15 protein-coding genes are annotated in these 15,972 nt (G+C 73.0%); 4 read left to right on the top strand and 11 right to left on the bottom strand.

Annotated features, from left to right (window positions below; translation table 11 throughout):
• The coding region (locus AB0O91_RS38725) for a hypothetical protein (RefSeq protein WP_363443455.1) at nucleotides 1-225 on the top strand (225 nt) is incomplete at its 5' end.
• Between the two features lie 189 nt (nucleotides 226-414).
• Here the strand turns inward: AB0O91_RS38725 and tyrS are convergent.
• Entirely contained in the window at nucleotides 415-1,686 is a 1,272-nt protein-coding gene (gene tyrS, locus AB0O91_RS38720) for a tyrosine--tRNA ligase (RefSeq protein ID WP_363443463.1), read from the bottom strand.
• Nucleotides 1,687-1,990: 304 nt separating this feature from the next.
• Here tyrS and AB0O91_RS38715 point away from each other — a divergent pair, with 304 nt between their 5' ends.
• The gene (locus AB0O91_RS38715) at nucleotides 1,991-2,521 is read left to right on the top strand and encodes an HNH endonuclease (RefSeq protein ID WP_363443453.1); all 531 of its coding nucleotides are present in this window, start codon (nucleotides 1,991-1,993) and stop codon (nucleotides 2,519-2,521) included.
• Between the two features lie 66 nt (nucleotides 2,522-2,587).
• Here the strand turns inward: AB0O91_RS38715 and AB0O91_RS38710 are convergent, their stop codons facing one another.
• The 7 genes from AB0O91_RS38710 to AB0O91_RS38680 all read right to left on the bottom strand — a co-directional run bounded on the left by AB0O91_RS38710 (nucleotide 2,588) and on the right by AB0O91_RS38680 (nucleotide 8,778).
• Nucleotides 2,588-4,543, bottom strand: coding sequence for a PQQ-binding-like beta-propeller repeat protein (locus tag AB0O91_RS38710; protein WP_363443451.1), 1,956 nt, complete (start codon nucleotides 4,541-4,543; stop codon nucleotides 2,588-2,590).
• A 102-nt stretch (nucleotides 4,544-4,645) separates the two neighbouring features.
• The gene (locus AB0O91_RS38705) at nucleotides 4,646-4,951 is read right to left on the bottom strand and encodes a 4a-hydroxytetrahydrobiopterin dehydratase (protein ID WP_363443449.1); all 306 of its coding nucleotides are present in this window, start codon (nucleotides 4,949-4,951) and stop codon (nucleotides 4,646-4,648) included.
• 56 nt (nucleotides 4,952-5,007) lie between these two features.
• Nucleotides 5,008-5,187 carry a DUF1272 domain-containing protein gene (locus tag AB0O91_RS38700; protein WP_363443447.1) on the bottom strand — a complete coding sequence of 60 codons (180 nt, stop codon included), beginning with the start codon at nucleotides 5,185-5,187 and terminating at the stop codon, nucleotides 5,008-5,010.
• Between the two features lie 158 nt (nucleotides 5,188-5,345).
• A complete protein-coding gene (locus tag AB0O91_RS38695) occupies nucleotides 5,346-6,104 on the bottom strand; it encodes a sulfite exporter TauE/SafE family protein (protein WP_363443445.1) in 759 nt (252 codons plus the stop codon).
• Nucleotides 6,105-6,380: 276 nt separating this feature from the next.
• Nucleotides 6,381-7,433: an SPFH domain-containing protein gene (locus AB0O91_RS38690; RefSeq protein ID WP_363443443.1), complete on the bottom strand. Its 1,053-nt coding sequence runs from the start codon at nucleotides 7,431-7,433 to the stop codon at nucleotides 6,381-6,383.
• 10 nt (nucleotides 7,434-7,443) lie between these two features.
• The gene (locus tag AB0O91_RS38685; RefSeq protein WP_363443441.1) at nucleotides 7,444-7,866 is read right to left on the bottom strand and encodes an NfeD family protein; all 423 of its coding nucleotides are present in this window, start codon (nucleotides 7,864-7,866) and stop codon (nucleotides 7,444-7,446) included.
• Between the two features lie 120 nt (nucleotides 7,867-7,986).
• Nucleotides 7,987-8,778 carry an ABC transporter ATP-binding protein gene (locus tag AB0O91_RS38680; protein ID WP_363443439.1) on the bottom strand — a complete coding sequence of 264 codons (792 nt, stop codon included), beginning with the start codon at nucleotides 8,776-8,778 and terminating at the stop codon, nucleotides 7,987-7,989.
• A 151-nt stretch (nucleotides 8,779-8,929) separates the two neighbouring features.
• On the opposite strand from AB0O91_RS38680, the gene AB0O91_RS38675 reads away from it, so the two are divergent.
• A complete protein-coding gene (locus tag AB0O91_RS38675) occupies nucleotides 8,930-9,733 on the top strand; it encodes a hypothetical protein (RefSeq protein ID WP_363443437.1) in 804 nt (267 codons plus the stop codon).
• Between the two features lie 22 nt (nucleotides 9,734-9,755).
• On the opposite strand, the gene AB0O91_RS38670 is transcribed toward AB0O91_RS38675, so the two are convergent.
• From AB0O91_RS38670 to AB0O91_RS38660, 3 genes are all read right to left on the bottom strand, one after another.
• On the bottom strand, nucleotides 9,756-10,412 hold the full coding sequence (locus AB0O91_RS38670; RefSeq protein ID WP_363443435.1) for a response regulator transcription factor: 657 nt from the start codon (nucleotides 10,410-10,412) through the stop codon (nucleotides 9,756-9,758).
• Nucleotides 10,405-11,502 carry a GAF domain-containing sensor histidine kinase gene (locus AB0O91_RS38665; protein ID WP_363443461.1) on the bottom strand — a complete coding sequence of 366 codons (1,098 nt, stop codon included), beginning with the start codon at nucleotides 11,500-11,502 and terminating at the stop codon, nucleotides 10,405-10,407. Before AB0O91_RS38665 ends, AB0O91_RS38670 begins: the two co-directional genes overlap by 8 nt.
• A gap of 299 nt (nucleotides 11,503-11,801) precedes the next feature.
• Complete coding sequence (locus tag AB0O91_RS38660) at nucleotides 11,802-14,399, bottom strand: FHA domain-containing protein (RefSeq protein ID WP_363443433.1); 2,598 nt, start codon at nucleotides 14,397-14,399, stop codon at nucleotides 11,802-11,804.
• Nucleotides 14,400-14,640: 241 nt separating this feature from the next.
• Between AB0O91_RS38660 and serB the strand changes: the two genes are divergently transcribed.
• The gene (gene serB / locus AB0O91_RS38655; RefSeq protein ID WP_363443431.1) at nucleotides 14,641-15,891 is read left to right on the top strand and encodes a phosphoserine phosphatase SerB; all 1,251 of its coding nucleotides are present in this window, start codon (nucleotides 14,641-14,643) and stop codon (nucleotides 15,889-15,891) included.
• The last annotated feature ends 81 nt before the right edge of the window (nucleotides 15,892-15,972 follow it).

Here is a 15,972-nt window from a genome sequence, read left to right as displayed (position 1 = left end):
GGACGCTTCCTTCGGACCGCCTTCCAGCGGGCCCTCCGGGCGCTTCGTTCTTTCGTGTTTCCAGCTTACCAGATGTTTTCCGCTCCGTTTTCCGGAGTTTCATTCATCCGATTTTCCGAACTGGTCGGGCCGCTTTTCGCGACGACCACCACTTTAGCGTATTCCGAGTGTTACTCGAAATTCACGCCCACACCTGTTGACGGCAACGCCAACGAACCCAACTGAATGGGCGTCGAAGTGTGGGAGTGGGTCTTGCTGAGTGGGGTGGCCGCTCCAGCGACTCGTTCAACACTAGGCCACCTGGAGGACATCGTCAAACGTCGAGGGCGGGATCCGGCTGGATCCCGCCCTCGTTGGTCGAAGCCGCAGCTCAGCGGCGTCGTATTTCGGTCACGCCGACGCCCTGACCGGCGCTCAGGCCGATGCCGGCACCAGCTCGGCAGCCGCCAGGTTGCGCTTGCCGCGCCGCAGCACGAGCCAGCGGCCGTGCAGCAGATCGGCCTCGGTCGGCACCGCCTCCTCATCCGTCACCTTGACGTTGTTGAGGTAGGCACCACCCTCCTTGACCGTCCGGCGGGCGGCCGAGCGGCTCGGCGCCAGACCGACGGCGACCAACAGGTCCACCACCGGCTGGAGTTCGGTGACCTCGGCCTTCGGGACCTCGGCCAGCGCCGCCGCCAGGGTCGGAGCCTCCAGGTCGGCCAGGTCGCCCTGGCCGAACAGCGCCTTGGACGCGGCGACCGCGCGCTCGTACTGCTCGGCGCCGTGCACCAGCGTGGTGAGCTCCTCGGCGAGGGCGCGCTGGGCGAGGCGGGCGGCGGGACGCTCGGTGGTCTCGCGCTCCAGCTCCTCGACCTCCTCCTTCGAGCGGAAGCTGAAGATCCGCAGGAAGTTGGGGACGTCCCGGTCGTCCGCGTTCAGCCAGAACTGGTAGAAGGCGTACGGGGTGGTCAGCTCGGGGTCGAGCCAGACCGTGCCGGACTCCGTCTTGCCGAACTTGGTGCCGTCGGCCTTGACGATCAGCGGCGTGGCCAGCGCGTGCACGGACTTGCCGTCGGCCTTGCGGATCAGGTCCGTGCCGGCGGTGAGGTTGCCCCACTGGTCGCTGCCACCGGTCTGCAGGGTGCAGCCGTAGCGGCGGTTCAGCTCCAGGTAGTCCATGCCCTGGAGGATCTGGTAGCTGAACTCGGTGTAGCTGATGCCCGCGTCGGAGTTGAGCCGCCGGGCGACGGCCTCCTTGGCGATCATGTTGTTGACCCGGAAGTACTTGCCCACGTCGCGCAGCAGGCTGATGGCGGACATCCCGGAGGTCCAGTCCAGGTTGTTGACCATCCGCGCCGCGTACGGGCCCTCGAAGTCGAGGAAGCGCGAGATCTGGCCCCGCAGGCGGTCGACCCAGCCGGCCACCGTCTCGGGGTCGTTGAGCACCCGCTCGGCGGTGGGCTTCGGGTCACCGATCAGGCCGGTGGCGCCGCCGACCAGGCCGAGCGGGAGGTTCCCCGCCTGCTGGATGCGGCGCATGGTGAGGATCTGCACCAGGTTGCCGAGGTGCAGGCTGGGGGCCGTCGGGTCGAAGCCGCAATAGAACGTGACCGGGCCGTCCGCGAACGCCTTGCGCAGTGCGTCCTCGTCGGTGGACAGGGCGATCAGCCCACGCCACCGCAGCTCGTCGACGATGTCCGTCACGGTCACGCTTCTCCTTCGATCGGGCGTCCGCCCGTTGTCGGCCCGGTTCGATCGGGCCCCGGGTCGGTACGACTCCAGCCTGATAGAGCCTACGCGGTTCCGGCCAGCGAGTTTTCCCCGAGGCACCCGGTCGGGGCGGCCGACGTACTCCCCCCGTCCCCTGCCCGGTCCCCCCGCGGTACCGGAAATTCCGTTGTTAGTCGGCTGCGAGCCCATTCAGAGTGGGTTCGCCGCCGCGCGGCGGCAGTGACGTGTGTGGAGACGGTCGTGCCGCCGTGGCACGCCCGCGGGAAGGGTGTGCCGAGTGCGCAACACGCTGGTTCTGAACGCGAGCTACGAGCCCCTGACGACGGTGTCGCTCCAGCGCGCCGTCGTCCTGGTGCTCCAGGACAAGGCGGTGGTGGAGCAGGCGCACCCGCTGCGCTCGATCCGCGGGACGGGGGTGACCGTTCCGGTGCCACGGGTGATCAGGCTCCAGAGGTACGTGAGGGTGCCGTTCCGACAACAGGCCCCGTGGTCGAGGCGGGGGGTCCTGGCCAGGGACCAGCACCTGTGCGCGTACTGCGGGCGCCGGGCCACCACGGTGGACCACCTGCACCCCAAGTCCCGTGGTGGCGAGGACAGTTGGATGAACACCGTGGCCGCGTGCGCGGAGGACAACCAGCGGAAGGCCGACCGGACGCCCGAACAGGCCGGGATGAAGCTGCTGCGGCGCCCGTTCGTGCCGACGCCGCAGGCCACGCTGATGCTGGCGCTCGGCCTGCGCGGCTCGGAGGCGCGGGAGCTCGCCGACTGGCTGCCGGCCGTACCGGGGCAGCCGGTCACCGCGGCCTGACCGCCCGGGCGCCCTGACGGCCGTCGCGGTCACAGCGGTCGAGCCGGCCGCGGCCGTCGCGCGGCCTCAGGCCTTCGCCTGGTAGCCCGCCGCCGTGCCGTAGTTGGACGAGTGCTCGGGCACCACGACCACCTGTCCGCCCCCGATCAGCACCCGCCCGGAGAGCAACAGCGAGCCGGTGCCGGACGGGAAGTTGCCGCCGACCACCTCCTGGCCGCCCGCCAGCGGGAAGCGGCCCAGGCGGGCGGGCTGGTCCCGGCGCTCGTCGGCGGCCAGCACCAGCGAGCCGCCGTCGATGCCGACCGCCCGGGCGCCGCCCTTGGCGGAGGTCGGCGTCCGCCAGCGCTGCTTGCCGGTGTCCAGGTCGTAGCCGACCGCGGACACCGGCCCGCCGGCCTTCGCCGGGGACATCGCGGCGACCATCGTGCGGCCCTCGAAGAACACCTCGGGCGTGGCCGAGAACGTTCCGTGGGTGACGTCCAGCCGGCCGGCGTCGGTGACCACCGGGATCTCGGCGGCCGGATCTCCGGCGGCGCCCCAGGCGAACACCCGGTCGTCCTCCGGCTTGCCCCCGGTGGTGAGCACCACGGCCGGCTCGGCGGAGAGCACGGCGACCGTCTTCGGCTGGTTGTTCAGGCCCCGCCACCAGCCGACCTTGCCGTCCGCCGCGTTCAGCGACACGGCCTGGTCGGCGGGCGTCGAGTCGGCGCAGGAGGAGGCGACCAGCACGGTCTTCCCGCTGACACCGCCGGAGAGCGTGCAGAACTTGCCCTGCCCGGTGTACTGCCAGACGTCCTTCCCGTCCGCCGCCGCCCAGGCCACCGCGCGGTCGTCGCCGACCGCGATCACCATGTCCTCGGTGACGCCGACCCGCGCCGAGTAGGCGCCCTTGGCGTCCGAGAGGTTCTTGGTCCAGGCGGTTTTGCCGGTCTTGGTGTCCACGGCGGCGACCAGTGTGCACGGGCTCTTCGGGTCGGCCTGCGGCCGGAACAGGGCCGCGCCCAGACCCGCCTGGTTCACGCCCGCCGACAGCCCGCACGGGACGGCCCCGGCCGCCGGGGGTTCGACCGTCCAGGTCGGCTTGCCCGCCGTCCGGTCGTACGCGTGCACGCCGGAGCCGTCGGCGCGGACCACGGCGTCGGCCAGCAGCCAGCTGCCGACCAGCGTGTCGTCGCCCGCCGACTGCCCGGCGGCGGACGGGGCCGCGACGGGCTGGGCGGACCAGACCTTGGCGTGCGCCACCGCGAACCCGGGCTCGCCGCCGCTGGTCGCGGCCGCGCTGCCGCCGCCCTCGGCGCCGACCGTCAGCGCGGCGGTTATCAGCACCCCGAGCGCGGCCAGCCCGGCGCCCGTCCGCACCAGCAGGGCGCGCCGGCTGGGCACGTGCTCCCCGGTGAGGACGGCCGCCCGGACCTTGTCCACGAGCGACCCGGCGGAGGCGGAGCCGCCCCGCGCACCGGAGGAGCCGGCACCGCTGCCGCCCCCGGCACCACCGCGCCGAGCGGCCCGCGAGCGCGCGCCGGTCCCGGCCGATCCGTCGGCGGCCTCGTCGGCGGCCTTCGCCACCGCCGCCTCGGTGACGGGCACCGGCCCGGGCACGGGCTCCGCCGCGGGCTCCTCGACCTGCAGGTAGCCGTCGGCCGAGTACGCGGCCCCCGCCGGGACGTACAGCGCCTCCTCCGCGGGCCCGGCCTGCGGCGGGGCGGCGGCGTACGGCTGCTGCCCGTGGTGGTCCGGGTACTGCTGCTGGTACGGCTGGTGGTGCTCCCCGCCGCCGTACGGGTCGTGGCCCTGGGCGTAGCCGCCCTCGGCGTACCCGGTCTGCCCGTACCCGCCCTGCTGCCCGTAGTACTGCTCGTACTGCTGCGGCTCGTACGGCTGCGAGTGCTGCCACTGGGGCTGGTCCTGCGCCTGGGGCTGGGCCTGCTGGGGGTCGTAGTACCCCTGCCAGTCCGACTGGGGGCCCTGGGGGTACCAGGGCTGCTGCGGGTCGTGGGCGTCTCCGAAGGGCTCCTGCGCCATCGTTCCGTCCCTCCCAGCCCCGCCTGCCTGCCGATTGCGGCAGTCAGCATCTCACGCCCGCCCCGGGGCGCCGCCCGGGCCCTCGGCGCAGCGGCGGGGCCCTCAGACCGCCGACTCCGCGCGCAGGGCCTCGTCGATGCGGGCGGCGAGGGTGAAGTCCAGGCCGGTGAGCCCGCCGGCGCTGTGGGTGGACAGCACGAAGCGCAGGGTGCGCCAGCGGATGTCGATGTCGGGGTGGTGGTCGAGCGCCTCGGCCTGCTCGGCGACGGCGACGACCACCCGGATCGCGGCCGGGAAGTCGGGGGCGTCGGCGCTGCGGGCGATGCTGTCGCCGTCCCGGACCCACAGCGGCAGGGCCGCCAGGGCCGTCGCGATCTCGTCCTCGTCCATGCGTGCCCTGCTGCTCATCGATGCGCTCCGGGGGGGGTCGGTCGGGGATCGGTCGGGGGCCGGTCGGGGCCCGGTCAGACGGCCTTCCGACGCGGACGGGCCACCAGTTCGCCGCCGCAGTTGGGGCAGTCGGTCTGCATGGCCGCGGTGCAGTCCGCGCAGAAGGTGCACTCGTAGGAACATATCGAGGCGGGGTCGTCGGCGGTCAGCGACACCGCGCAGCGCTCGCAGGTCTCGCGCATCTCCAGGGCCACGGCGCACTCCTCCGGTTCACGTACGGTCGGGTGGTCGGACGTACGATCCCATGATCATCCGCTGTCCGGTCAACCTCTCCGAGGTCGCTTCGGCCTCGGCCGAACCGACGTCGACGTCACGGCCGTCGACGGCGACGGCGTCCGCCCCGCCCGGCCGGTCAGCCGATCAGCAGCTTGGTGACGGCCGCGAGCCCGACCACCACGATGACCCCGCGCAGCGCGACCGGCGGCAGCCGGCGGCCGACCTTGGCCCCGAGCAGGCCGCCCACCAGCGAACCGGCCGCGATCAGCCCGGCCGCCGCCCAGTCCACCGTCGAGGTGAACAGGAAGAACAGCGCGGCGACCCCGTTGACGACCATCGCCAGCGCGTTCTTCACCGCGTTGATCCGCTGGAGGTCCTCCTGGAGCATCATGCCCATCAGCGCCATCAGCAGGACGCCCTGCGCGGCGCCGAAGTAGCCGCCGTAGATGCCGGTCAGGAACACCCCGAACAGCAGCGGCAGGCTGCCGTCCGGATCGCCGTCGGCGCGGCGCCGGGCAGCCACTGCCTTGGCCACCCGGGGCTGGATCACCACCAGGACCAGGGCGAGCAGGATCAGCACCGGGACGATCGCGTTGAAGGCGCCGCTCGGCAGTTTGGTCAGCAACAGCGCGCCGAGCAGTCCGCCGAGCAGCGAGGCGGTGCCCATCCGGCGCAGCCGGCGGCCCTGGCCGGCCAGCTCGCGCCGGTAGCCGATCACGCCGCTGAGCGAACCGGGCACCAGGCCGAAGGAGTTGGAGACGTTGGCGGTCACCGGCGGGAGGCCGACGGCGAGCAGCACCGGGAAGGTGATCAGGGTGCCGGAACCGACGATCACGTTGATCATCCCGGCGCCGACACCGGCCGCCAGGACGGCGATCGACTCCCAGAGCGTCATGGGTCACCTCTCCTCGCGGTCCTGTCCGAGGGGGATCATGCCGGACCGCGCACCGGCCCGACCAGGCCCGCCCGGTATTCGGGACGCACGCCACACCGCCGGCCCCCACAGCCGCCGCAGCGGCACCACCGGCCCCGGGGGAACGCCGAGGGCCCGCCACCGGCAGGCAGCGGGCCCCTGGACGGCAACCGGGCGGCGAACCGGCCGATCACTCGCGGTCGATCACTTCACGTCGGGCATCACGCCGAGCACGTCACGCCGAGCACGTCTCGTCGATCACTCGGGGTCGATCTTGCGGTACTCCCGCGCCGGGTCGACCCGGGGCCGGGCCGAGCCCTTCTCGACGTCCACCGGCCGCGGCCCGGCCGCCGGGTCGAGCGGCACCTGGGTGGCCGCCGGGGGCGCCTGCGGGACGGTCGGCGCCGCCAGTGCGCCGCCGTTGGCCCCGCCGCCGTTGCCGGTCAGGCCGCCGAAGGCGCCGCCGAGGCCCTTGAGCGCGTCGCCGACCTCGCTGGGGATGATCCAGAGCTTGTTGGAGTCGCCCTTGGCCAGCTCGGGCAGGGTCTGCAGGTACTGGTAGGCGAGCAGCTTCTGGTCGGCGTCGCCGTCGTGGATCGCCTCGAAGACCGTGCGGATCGCGGCCGCCTCACCGTCGGCGCGCAGCACCGCGGCCTGCGCCTCACCCTCGGCCTTGAGCACGTCGGCCTGCTTCTCACCCTCGGCCTTGAGGATCTGCGCCTGGCGCTGGCCCTCGGCGGTGAGGATCGCCGCGCGCTTGTCACGGTCGGCGCGCATCTGCTTCTCCATCGAGTCCTGGATGGAGGTCGGCGGCTCGATCGCCTTCAGCTCGACGCGGTTGACCCGGATGCCCCACTTGCCGGTGGCCTCGTCCAGGACGCCGCGCAGACCGGCGTTGATGACCTCGCGGGAGGTCAGCGTGGACTCCAGGTCCATCGAGCCGATGATGTTGCGCAGCGTGGTGACGGTCAGCTGCTCGATCGCCTGGATGTAGCTGGCGACCTCGTAGGTGGCCGCCCGGGGGTCGGTGACCTGGTAGTAGATGACGGTGTCGATGTTGACCACCAGGTTGTCCTGGGTGATCACCGGCTGCGGCGGGAACGGCACGACCTGCTCGCGCAGGTCGATCCGGTTGCGGACCCGGTCGATGAACGGGACGACGATGTTCAGGCCCGCGTTGAGCGTCCGGGTGTAGCGGCCGAAGCGCTCCACGATCGCGGCGCTGGCCTGCGGGATGACCTGGATCGTCTTGATCAGCGCGATGAAGGCCACCACGACCAGGACGACCAAAACGATAAGGACGGGTTCCACGGACTCTCCCCTAGACGACCAGGGCGGTCGCGCCCTGGATTTCGACGACGTCGACCTGCTGCCCCGGCTGGTAGACCTGGTCCGGGTGGAGCGCTCGGGCCGACCAGATCTCGCCGTTGAGCTTGATCCGTCCACCCTCCCCGTCGACGGTTTCCGCGACGACCGCGGTGGCGCCCTGGAGCGCCTCGATGCCCATCTTGACCTGCGGGCCCTTCTGCAGCTGCCGGTAGGCGATCGGCCGGACGAAGGCCACCAGCGCGACCGAGACCACCAGGAAGGCCACGGCCTGGAGGACCACCCCCGCGCCCAGTCCGGCCGCGCCGGCGGCCACCAGCGCGCCGATCGCGAACATGGCGAACTCGGGCATCGCGGTGAGCACCAGCGGTATGCCGAGAGCAGCGGCGGCCAGGAGCCACCAGATCCAGCTGTCCACGTGTCCATCCTAGGGAGCGAAGGGCCTTCGAGGCGGACAGTTCCCGCAGGTCGAGGGGCGGAAACCGGTCGCACGTGCGACCGGTTCCGACAATCCCGGGCGGAGTGGACGGACGGGAGGTCAGCCGAGCGGCAGACCCTGCGCCGACCAGCGGTCGCCGTGGCGCTCCAGGGTGAGCGGCAGGCCGAAGCACTTGGAGAGGTTGCGGGCGGTCAGCTCGGTGTCGATCGGGCCGGCCGTGAGCACCTTGCCCTGGCGGATCATCAGGACGTGGGTGAAGCCGGGGGCGATCTCCTCGACGTGGTGGGTGACCATCGCCATGGCGGGCGCGAACTCGTCCTGGGCGAGCGCGCCGAGCCGGCGGACCAGGTCCTCGCGGCCGCCGAGGTCCAGGCCGGCCGCGGGCTCGTCGAGCAGCAGCAGCTCGGGGTCGGTCATCAGGGCGCGGGCGATCAGGGTGCGCTTGCGCTCGCCCTCGGAGAGGGTGCCGAACTTGCGGCCGGTCAGGTTGGCCATGCCCATCCGGTCGAGCAGGGCGAGCGCGCGCGACTCGTCGGACTGCTCGTAGGCCTCCTGCCAGCTGACCGTCATGCCGTAGGCGGCGGTCAGCACCGTCTGCAGCACGGTCTGCTCGGCCGGCAGCTTGTCGAACATCGAGGCGCCGGCCAGGCCGATCCGGGAGCGCAGTTCGAAGACGTCGATCTCGCCCAGCTGCTCGCCGAGCACCGAGACCTTGCCCGAGGTCGGGAACAGGTACGAGGAGGCGATCTGCAGCAGGGTGGTCTTGCCGGCGCCGTTCGGGCCCAGGATGACCCAGCGCTCACCCTCGGAGATGGACCACGAGACCTGGTCGACCAGCGCGCGCCCCTCCCGGACCACGGTTACGTCCACCAGCTCCAGCACGTCGCTCATGCCCACGCCTTCCCCAAATACACAAAAATTTCGGCCGTCGGTGCGGGCGGCGAGCCTACTCCGGCAGCCGGTGGGCACGGGATGGGTGCGCCGCACGCGCATGGGCAAACCTACGCCACGCGGATGACCGCCGATTCCGTAGGCTGGCCGGATGCTCGCGACTCCTGCCGACAATCCGTACGAAGAGCCCCGTTCGGGGCGGCTGACCGCCTGGGGCAACGCCCTGCTGAGCGGTCTGGTGCCGCCCGACAACGCCGCCGAGGCCGTGCTGGGCGCCGACGAGGGCCACCGGGTGACCGGCCTGCCCGGGGACGCCCCGGGCGAGCAGCACGGGCTGACCTGGGCGCTGGGCCGGCTGCGGGTGCTGGGCGTGAAGGGCCTGCGGCTGGCCCTGCCCTCGGCCGGGCACCCGCTCGGACTGACCGGCCCGGCGGCGTTCAACGAGCGCGCCATGGCGGCGGGCGAGGCGGTGCTCGCGGTCGGGGTGCCGCTCGGGCTGGTACCGGAGACCACCGTGTTCGGCCCGGTCGGGGACCGCTCGGCGACCGTGCTGTGGCGCTGCGCCGAGGTCAACGACACCCCGCCGGCCGACGTGCCCTCGCTGCACGAGGCCGAGCGCGAACTGGCGGACGGGCTGCGCGAGGCGACCGTCCTGCTGACCCGGCTGGACGTGGCCGGCGCCGGCCCGGAGGCGATGCGCGCGCTGGAGGCGTACCGCCGGCGCGGCCACGCCGAGCTGCTCGCGCCCGGCTACCCGCCGCGCGCCGTCCGGGTGCTGGAGTCCGCCCGGCAGGTGTCCGCCCTGCTGGCGATCGCCGCGGGCGGCCACGGCGCGGCCGTGAGCGCCTCCGAGATGGCCGCCCGGCAGTCCGTGCTGGCCCCGCTGCGGCGCACCGCCCGGCGCGCCCAGGTGGCCGCGTACAACGCCCTGGTGGACGAGCGCGAGGCCCGTTAGGAGCGCCCGCCGGGGCCGGCCGCTACGCCGGCCTGGTCTCGCCGTTGCGGACGGCCCACAGGGCGGCCTGGGTGCGGTCCGCGAGGTCCAGCTTCATCAGGATGTTGGACACGTGGGTCTTCACCGTCTTCTCCGACAGGTGCAGGCTGCGGGCGATCTCCCGGTTGGAGCGGCCGTCGGCGATGTGGCCGAGCACCTCGCGCTCGCGCTCGGTGAGGGTCCCGCCGCGGCCCTGCGGGGCGCGCGGGCCGTCGTCGGAGAGCAGCGCCTCGGCCAGCTCGGGCTGGAGCAGCACGTGGCCGGCGTGCACCGAGCGGATCGCCCCGGCCAGCGCCTCCGGGTCCACGTCCTTGTAGACGTACCCGGCGGCGCCGGCCCGCAGCGCGGGGACCATGGTGCGGTGCTCGGTGAAGCTGGTGACGATCAGGATCCGGGCCCGGCTGCCCTCCTCCTTGAGCGTGCGCAGCGCCTCGATGCCGTCGACGCCGGGCATCTTGAGGTCCATCAGGACGACGTCCGGGTCGAGGGCGCGGGCGCGCTCGACGCCCTCGGCCCCGTCGGCGGCCTCCCCGACCACCTCGATGTCGTCCTGGACCTCCAGGAAGGTGCGCAGTCCGCGGCGGACCACCTGGTGGTCGTCGACCAGCAGGACGCGGATCGACGGCGTGCTCTCAGGCACCGGGGACCTCCATCTCGACGAGCGTCCCCTTGCCGGGGGCGGACTCCAGGGTGAGCGTGCCGCCGACGGCGGCCGCGCGGTCGCGCATCGAGGCCAGGCCGAGGTGACGGCCGGCCCGGCGGACGGATTCGGGGTCGAAGCCGCGCCCGTCGTCGCGCACCCGCAGCACGGCACCGCGGGCGGGGGTGCCGGCCAGGGTGACGGTGACCCGGCCGGCGCCGGAGTGGCGCAGCGCGTTGTGCAGCGCCTCCTGGGCGACCCGCAGCAGCGCGGCCTCCTGGGCCGGCGGCAGGGCGCGGACGCCGTCGGCGGCGAAGGCCAGGTCGGCGGTGTGGGCGCGGTCGAGGACCTGGACCTGGGAGGCGAGGGTGGCGCTCAGCCCGTCCTCCTCCAGGGCGGCGGGGCGCAGTTCGACCACCACGGCGCGCAGCTCGTCGGCGGCCTCGGCGGCGAGCCGGGCGACCTCGGCGAGTTCGGTGCGGGCCCGGGCCGGGTCGCGGTCGACCAGCTTGGCGGCGGCCTTGGCGGTCAGCCGCAGCGAGAAGAGCTTCTGGGCGACGGCGTCGTGCAGGTCGTGGGCGATCCGGGCGCGCTCGCCGGCCAGGGTGAGTTCCCGACTGCGCTCGTACAGGCGGGCGTTGGAGAGCGCGAGGGCGGCGTGCGCGGCGAGGATCCGCAGCAGTTCCTCGTCGTGGTCGGTGAACAGGCCGCCGCCGCGCTTGTTGGCGAGGAAGATGACGCCCAGCACCTGGGGCTCGTCCTCGGCGGCCTCGGCGTCCAGGACCGGCATGCCGAGGAAGGCGTCCATCTCGGGGTGGGCGGCGGGCCAGCCCTCGAAGGCGGGGGCCTTGCGGACGTCGGTGAGGCGGGTGGGTCCGGTCTCGTGCAGCAGTTCGGCGAGCACGCCGTGCTGGCGGGGCAGCGGGCCGATCGCCCGCCACTGCTCGTCGGTGACGCCGTCGACCACGAACTGGGCGAAGCCGCCGTGGTCGTCGGGCACGCCGAGGGCCGCGTACTCGGCGCCGAGCAGTTCGCGGGCGGAGGCGGTGATCCGGCGCAGCACCTCGCGGACCTCCAGGTGCCGGCTCATCGCGAGCAGGGCCTGGCTGACGGCCTCGATGCCGGCCAGCGGGTCGCAGGCGGCGGGTGGGCCGGCGGGGTCGGGGCGGTCCCCGGTGGTGCTGGGCATACCGCCAAACTACCGCCGTCGCGGGGGCGTCGGCGTCCGTCCCGGGCCGCGCCGGACGCAGGTCCGCGGACCTAGGACGGTGGGCCCTCCCGGGCCTCCCGGCCGTGCCGGGCCCGCCCGGAGGCGGACCGGGCGGATGGCGCCCGCCCGCCCCGAGCCGAGCCGGAGGCGAGCGGGCGGGCGGATACAGCAGCAGGTTGTCAGCCCTTCTGCATGACCTCCGGCTCGTGCCGGCGCTGCAGCCTGGTCACGACCACGCCGATCACGACCGAGATGACGATCAGCACGCCCGCGTCGATCGACCACTGGGCGACGGAGTGCGTCCACAGCGGGTCGTAGTTCGGGTTCTGGAAGTCCTTGTTCCAGGGGCCCATCAGGTGCGACAGGTCCAGCGTGGTGGAGACCATGCCGGTGCCCCAGCGGGCCGGCATCAGCCAGGCGACCTGCTCCAGGCCGGGCTTGCCGAAGATCTGGAAGAGGCAGCCGGTGAAGACGACCTGGACGATGGCGAACATGACCAGCAGCGGCATGGTCTTCTCGGCGGTCTTCACCAGCGCGGAGATCATCAGGCCGAACATCATCGCGGCGAAGCTCAGCAGGATCATGCCGATGGTCATCTCGATCATCGGGATGTTCTGGACGATCAGGCCGTGCTCGGGCAGCTTGCGCGGCAGGAAGCCGACGGCGGAGATGATCGCGCCCTGGATCACCGAGAAGATGCCCAGCACGATGATCTTGGACATCATGTACGCCGAGCGGGAGAGGCCGGTGGCCCGTTCCCGTTCGTAGATCGCCCGTTCCTTGATCAGCTCGCGGACCGAGTTGGCCGCCCCGGAGAAGCAGGCGCCGATCGCCAGGATCAGCAGGATGGTCGCGGCCCCGTTGTTCAGGTGGAGCTGGGTCTTCGGGTTGGGCGCGAGCCCCGGCTCGTTGGGGATCAGCACGCTGACCGCGCCGATCACCGCCGGCAGCAGCACCGACAGCGCCAGGAAGCCGCGGTCCGAGGCGAGCACCGACATGTAGCGGCGCATCAGCGTCCACAGCTGCGAGCCCCAGCTCTGCGGCTTCGGGGGCTTGACCGCCTCCTGGGCGACCTGGGCGTGCTGCACCTCGCCGGCCTCGACGGTCGGGGCGGAGTACTGCTGGTAGTGCACGGAACCGCGGTAGCGGCCGGCCCAGTCGTGGTCCGGGTAGTTCTCGAAGGCCTGGAAGACGTCGGCCCAGGTCTCGTACCCGAAGAAGTGCAGCGCCTCGTCCGGCGGGCCGAAGTAGGCCACCGAGCCGCCCGGCGCCATCACCAGCAGCCGGTCGCAGAGCGCGAGTTCGGCCACCGAGTGGGTGACGACCAGGATCGTGCGGCCGTCGTCGGCGAGGCCCCGCAGCATCTGCATGACCTCGCGGTCCATGCCCGGGTCGAGGCCCGAGGTGGGCTCGTCCAGGAAGATCAGCGAGGGCTTGGTGAGCAGTTCGAGGGCGACCGAGACGCGCTTCTGCTGGCCGCCGGAGAGCGCGGTGATCTTGTTGTCGGCGCGCTTGTCCAGGCGCAGCTCGTACAGCACCTCGTCGATCCGGGCCTCGCGCTCGCGGGCCTCGGTGTCGCCGGGGAAGCGCAGCCGGGCCGCGTACTTGAGGCCCTTCCGCACGGTCAGCTCGCGGTGGAGGATCTCCGACTGCGGCACCAGGCCGATCCGGGAGCGGAGTTCGGCGAACTGCTTGTAGAGGTTGCGGCCGTCGTACAGCACCTCGCCGCGGTCGGCCGGGCGGTAGCCGGTGAGGGCGCGCAGCAGGGTCGACTTGCCGGAGCCGGACGGGCCGATGACGGCGACCAGGGACTTCTCCGGGACGCCGAAGCTGACGTCGTCGAGCAGGATCTTCTTGGCGCCCTTGTGCTCGACCTCGACGGTCAGGTGGCGGGCGGAGAAGGAGACCGCGCCGGTGTCGACGAACTCCTGCAGTTGGTCGCCGACCAGCACGAAGCCGGAGTGGCCCACGGTCAGCCGGTCCTGCGGGCCCATCAGCTGGCGCTGCACCCGCTGGCCGTTGAGGTAGATGCCGTTGTGGCTGCCGAGGTCGACGATCTCGTAGCGGCCGTCCGGCAGTTGGCGCAGTTCGGCGTGGTGGCGGGAGACCTGGAGGTCGGACACCACGATGTCGTTGTCCAGCGCGCGGCCGATCCTGACGGTGCGCATGCCGGCCGTCAGGTTGCGGATCACCGTCGGCTGCGGGCCGCCGTCGTGCGGCGGCGCGGGCGTGAAGCCCTGCTGCTGCGGGAACCCGCCGTGGTGGGGCGGCTGCTGGTCGTGCGGCTGCGGCGGGTACGGCTGCTGCTGCGCGGGCGCGTACGGCTGCGGGGGCTGCTGGGCCGGCCAGGCCTGGGGCGGCGGCTGCTGCTGGTACGGGTCCTGGCCGGGCCAGGGCTGCTGCGCGGGCGGCTGGGGCGTCGGGGCGGGGCTGCGGCTGGTGACGGCCTCGTGCACGGGGGCGGCCTGCGGGGCGGCGGCGTGGGCGGGCGCGGAGAAGGCGAGTCGGGGGCCGTTCTCCGGGTTGCCCAGGTTCACCACGGCGCCGGGGAACAGCTGGGCCTGCACGGTGCGGGCGCCGGCCGCGTAGGTGCCGTTGGTACTGCCGTGGTCGTCCAGCTGCCAACCGCTGCCGTTGAAGCTGATGGTCCCGTGCTGCCAGGAGACCCTGGCGTCGTCGAACGTGAAGTCCGACTGCGGGTTGCGCCCGATGGTGTAGGACCGCCCGGGCTCAAGAGTCCGCTGCTGTCCGTTGATCTCGATGACGAGTTGCGGCACTGCTCGCCTGCCCCGCTCTCTCGGTTCCCCCGAATTGTGGCCCCCCGGCCGGGGGTGCTTCGTTCCTCTGACTGACGGGGGGAATCATTCCAGCCCGTCCTCCGCCGGTGAAAGTCACCCCGGGTGACTGTGACCAGGCTGCTACGCGGGGAAGCGGCCCGGTGGAACGGGCCTTCGGGTGTCCCGCGACGTGGGACGGGTGCCCTTCGCCCACCCACCGACGGGTAGCGTGGGAGGCACCATGAACGCATCGCCCTTGGCCGCTGAGCCCCTCCCCGCCGCCCAGCCCCGGACCGCGGACGAGCGCACCCTGCTCGTCAAGGTGTTCGGCAAGGACCGCCCCGGCATCACCGCCGGCCTCTTCGCCACCCTGGCCGGCTTCGGCGTCGACGTCATCGACATCGAGCAGGTCGTCACCCGTGGCCGCATCACGCTGTGCGCCCTGGTCACCCCGCCCCGCGCGCCCGGCGCCGAGGGCGGCCTGCGGGCCACCGTGCACCGCTGGGCGGACGAACTCAAGCTGCAGGCCGAGATCCTCTCCGGCATCGGCGACAACCGGCCGCGCCGCGAGGGCCGTTCGCACGTGACGGTGCTCGGCCACCCGCTGACCGCCGCCGCGGTGTCCGCGCTGACCTCCCGGATCACCGCGGCCGGCGGCAACATCGACCGGGTGTTCCGGCTCGCCAAGTACCCGGTGACCGCGGTCGAACTGGCCGTCTCCGGCGTGGCCACCGAGGAGCTGCGGGCCGAACTGGCCCTGGAGGCGGCCACCCAGCGGGTGGACGTCGCGGTGGTGGCCGCCGGGCTGGAACGCCGGGCCAAGCGCCTGGTGGTGATGGACGTGGACTCCACGCTCATCCAGGACGAGGTGATCGAGCTGTTCGCCGCCCACGCGGGCTGCGAGGAGGAGGTCGCCGCGGTGACCGAGGCGGCGATGCGCGGCGAGCTGGACTTCGCCGAGTCGCTGCGGGCCCGGGTCGCCCTCCTGGCCGGGCTGGACGCCTCGGTGACCGAGAAGGTGCGCGCGGAGGTCCGTTTCACGCCGGGGGCGCGCACCCTGATCCGTACGCTCCAACGGCTGGGCTTCCAGGTGGCGGTGGTGTCCGGCGGGTTCACCCAGGTCACCGACCACCTGGTGGAGCAGCTGGGGCTGGACTTCGCGGCGGCCAACACCCTGGAGGTGGCGGACGGGAAGTTCACCGGCCGGGTGGTCGGCGAGATCGTGGACCGCGCGGGCAAGGCCCGGTGGCTGGCCCGGTTCGCCGAGCAGGCCAAGGTGCCGCTGGAGCAGACGGTGGCGATCGGCGACGGCGCCAACGACCTGGACATGCTGAACGCGGCCGGGCTGGGGGTGGCGTTCAACGCCAAGCCGGTGGTGCGCGAGGCCGCCGACACCGCGGTGAACGTGCCCTTCCTGGACACCGTGCTGTACCTGCTGGGCATCACCCGCGAGGAGGTCGAGGCGGCCGACGGCGGCCTGTCCGTCGACTAGGTCCGGTCTCGGGAGCCCTGCCGACCGGCAGCGGTCGTCGCACACGAGGGGCGCGCGGATCCAATCCGCGCGCCCCTCACG

This window comes from Kitasatospora sp. NPDC089797, from assembly GCF_040684795.1.
Lineage (GTDB): Bacteria > Actinomycetota > Actinomycetes > Streptomycetales > Streptomycetaceae > Kitasatospora.
This window is presented reverse-complemented; position numbering and strand designations above follow the sequence as displayed.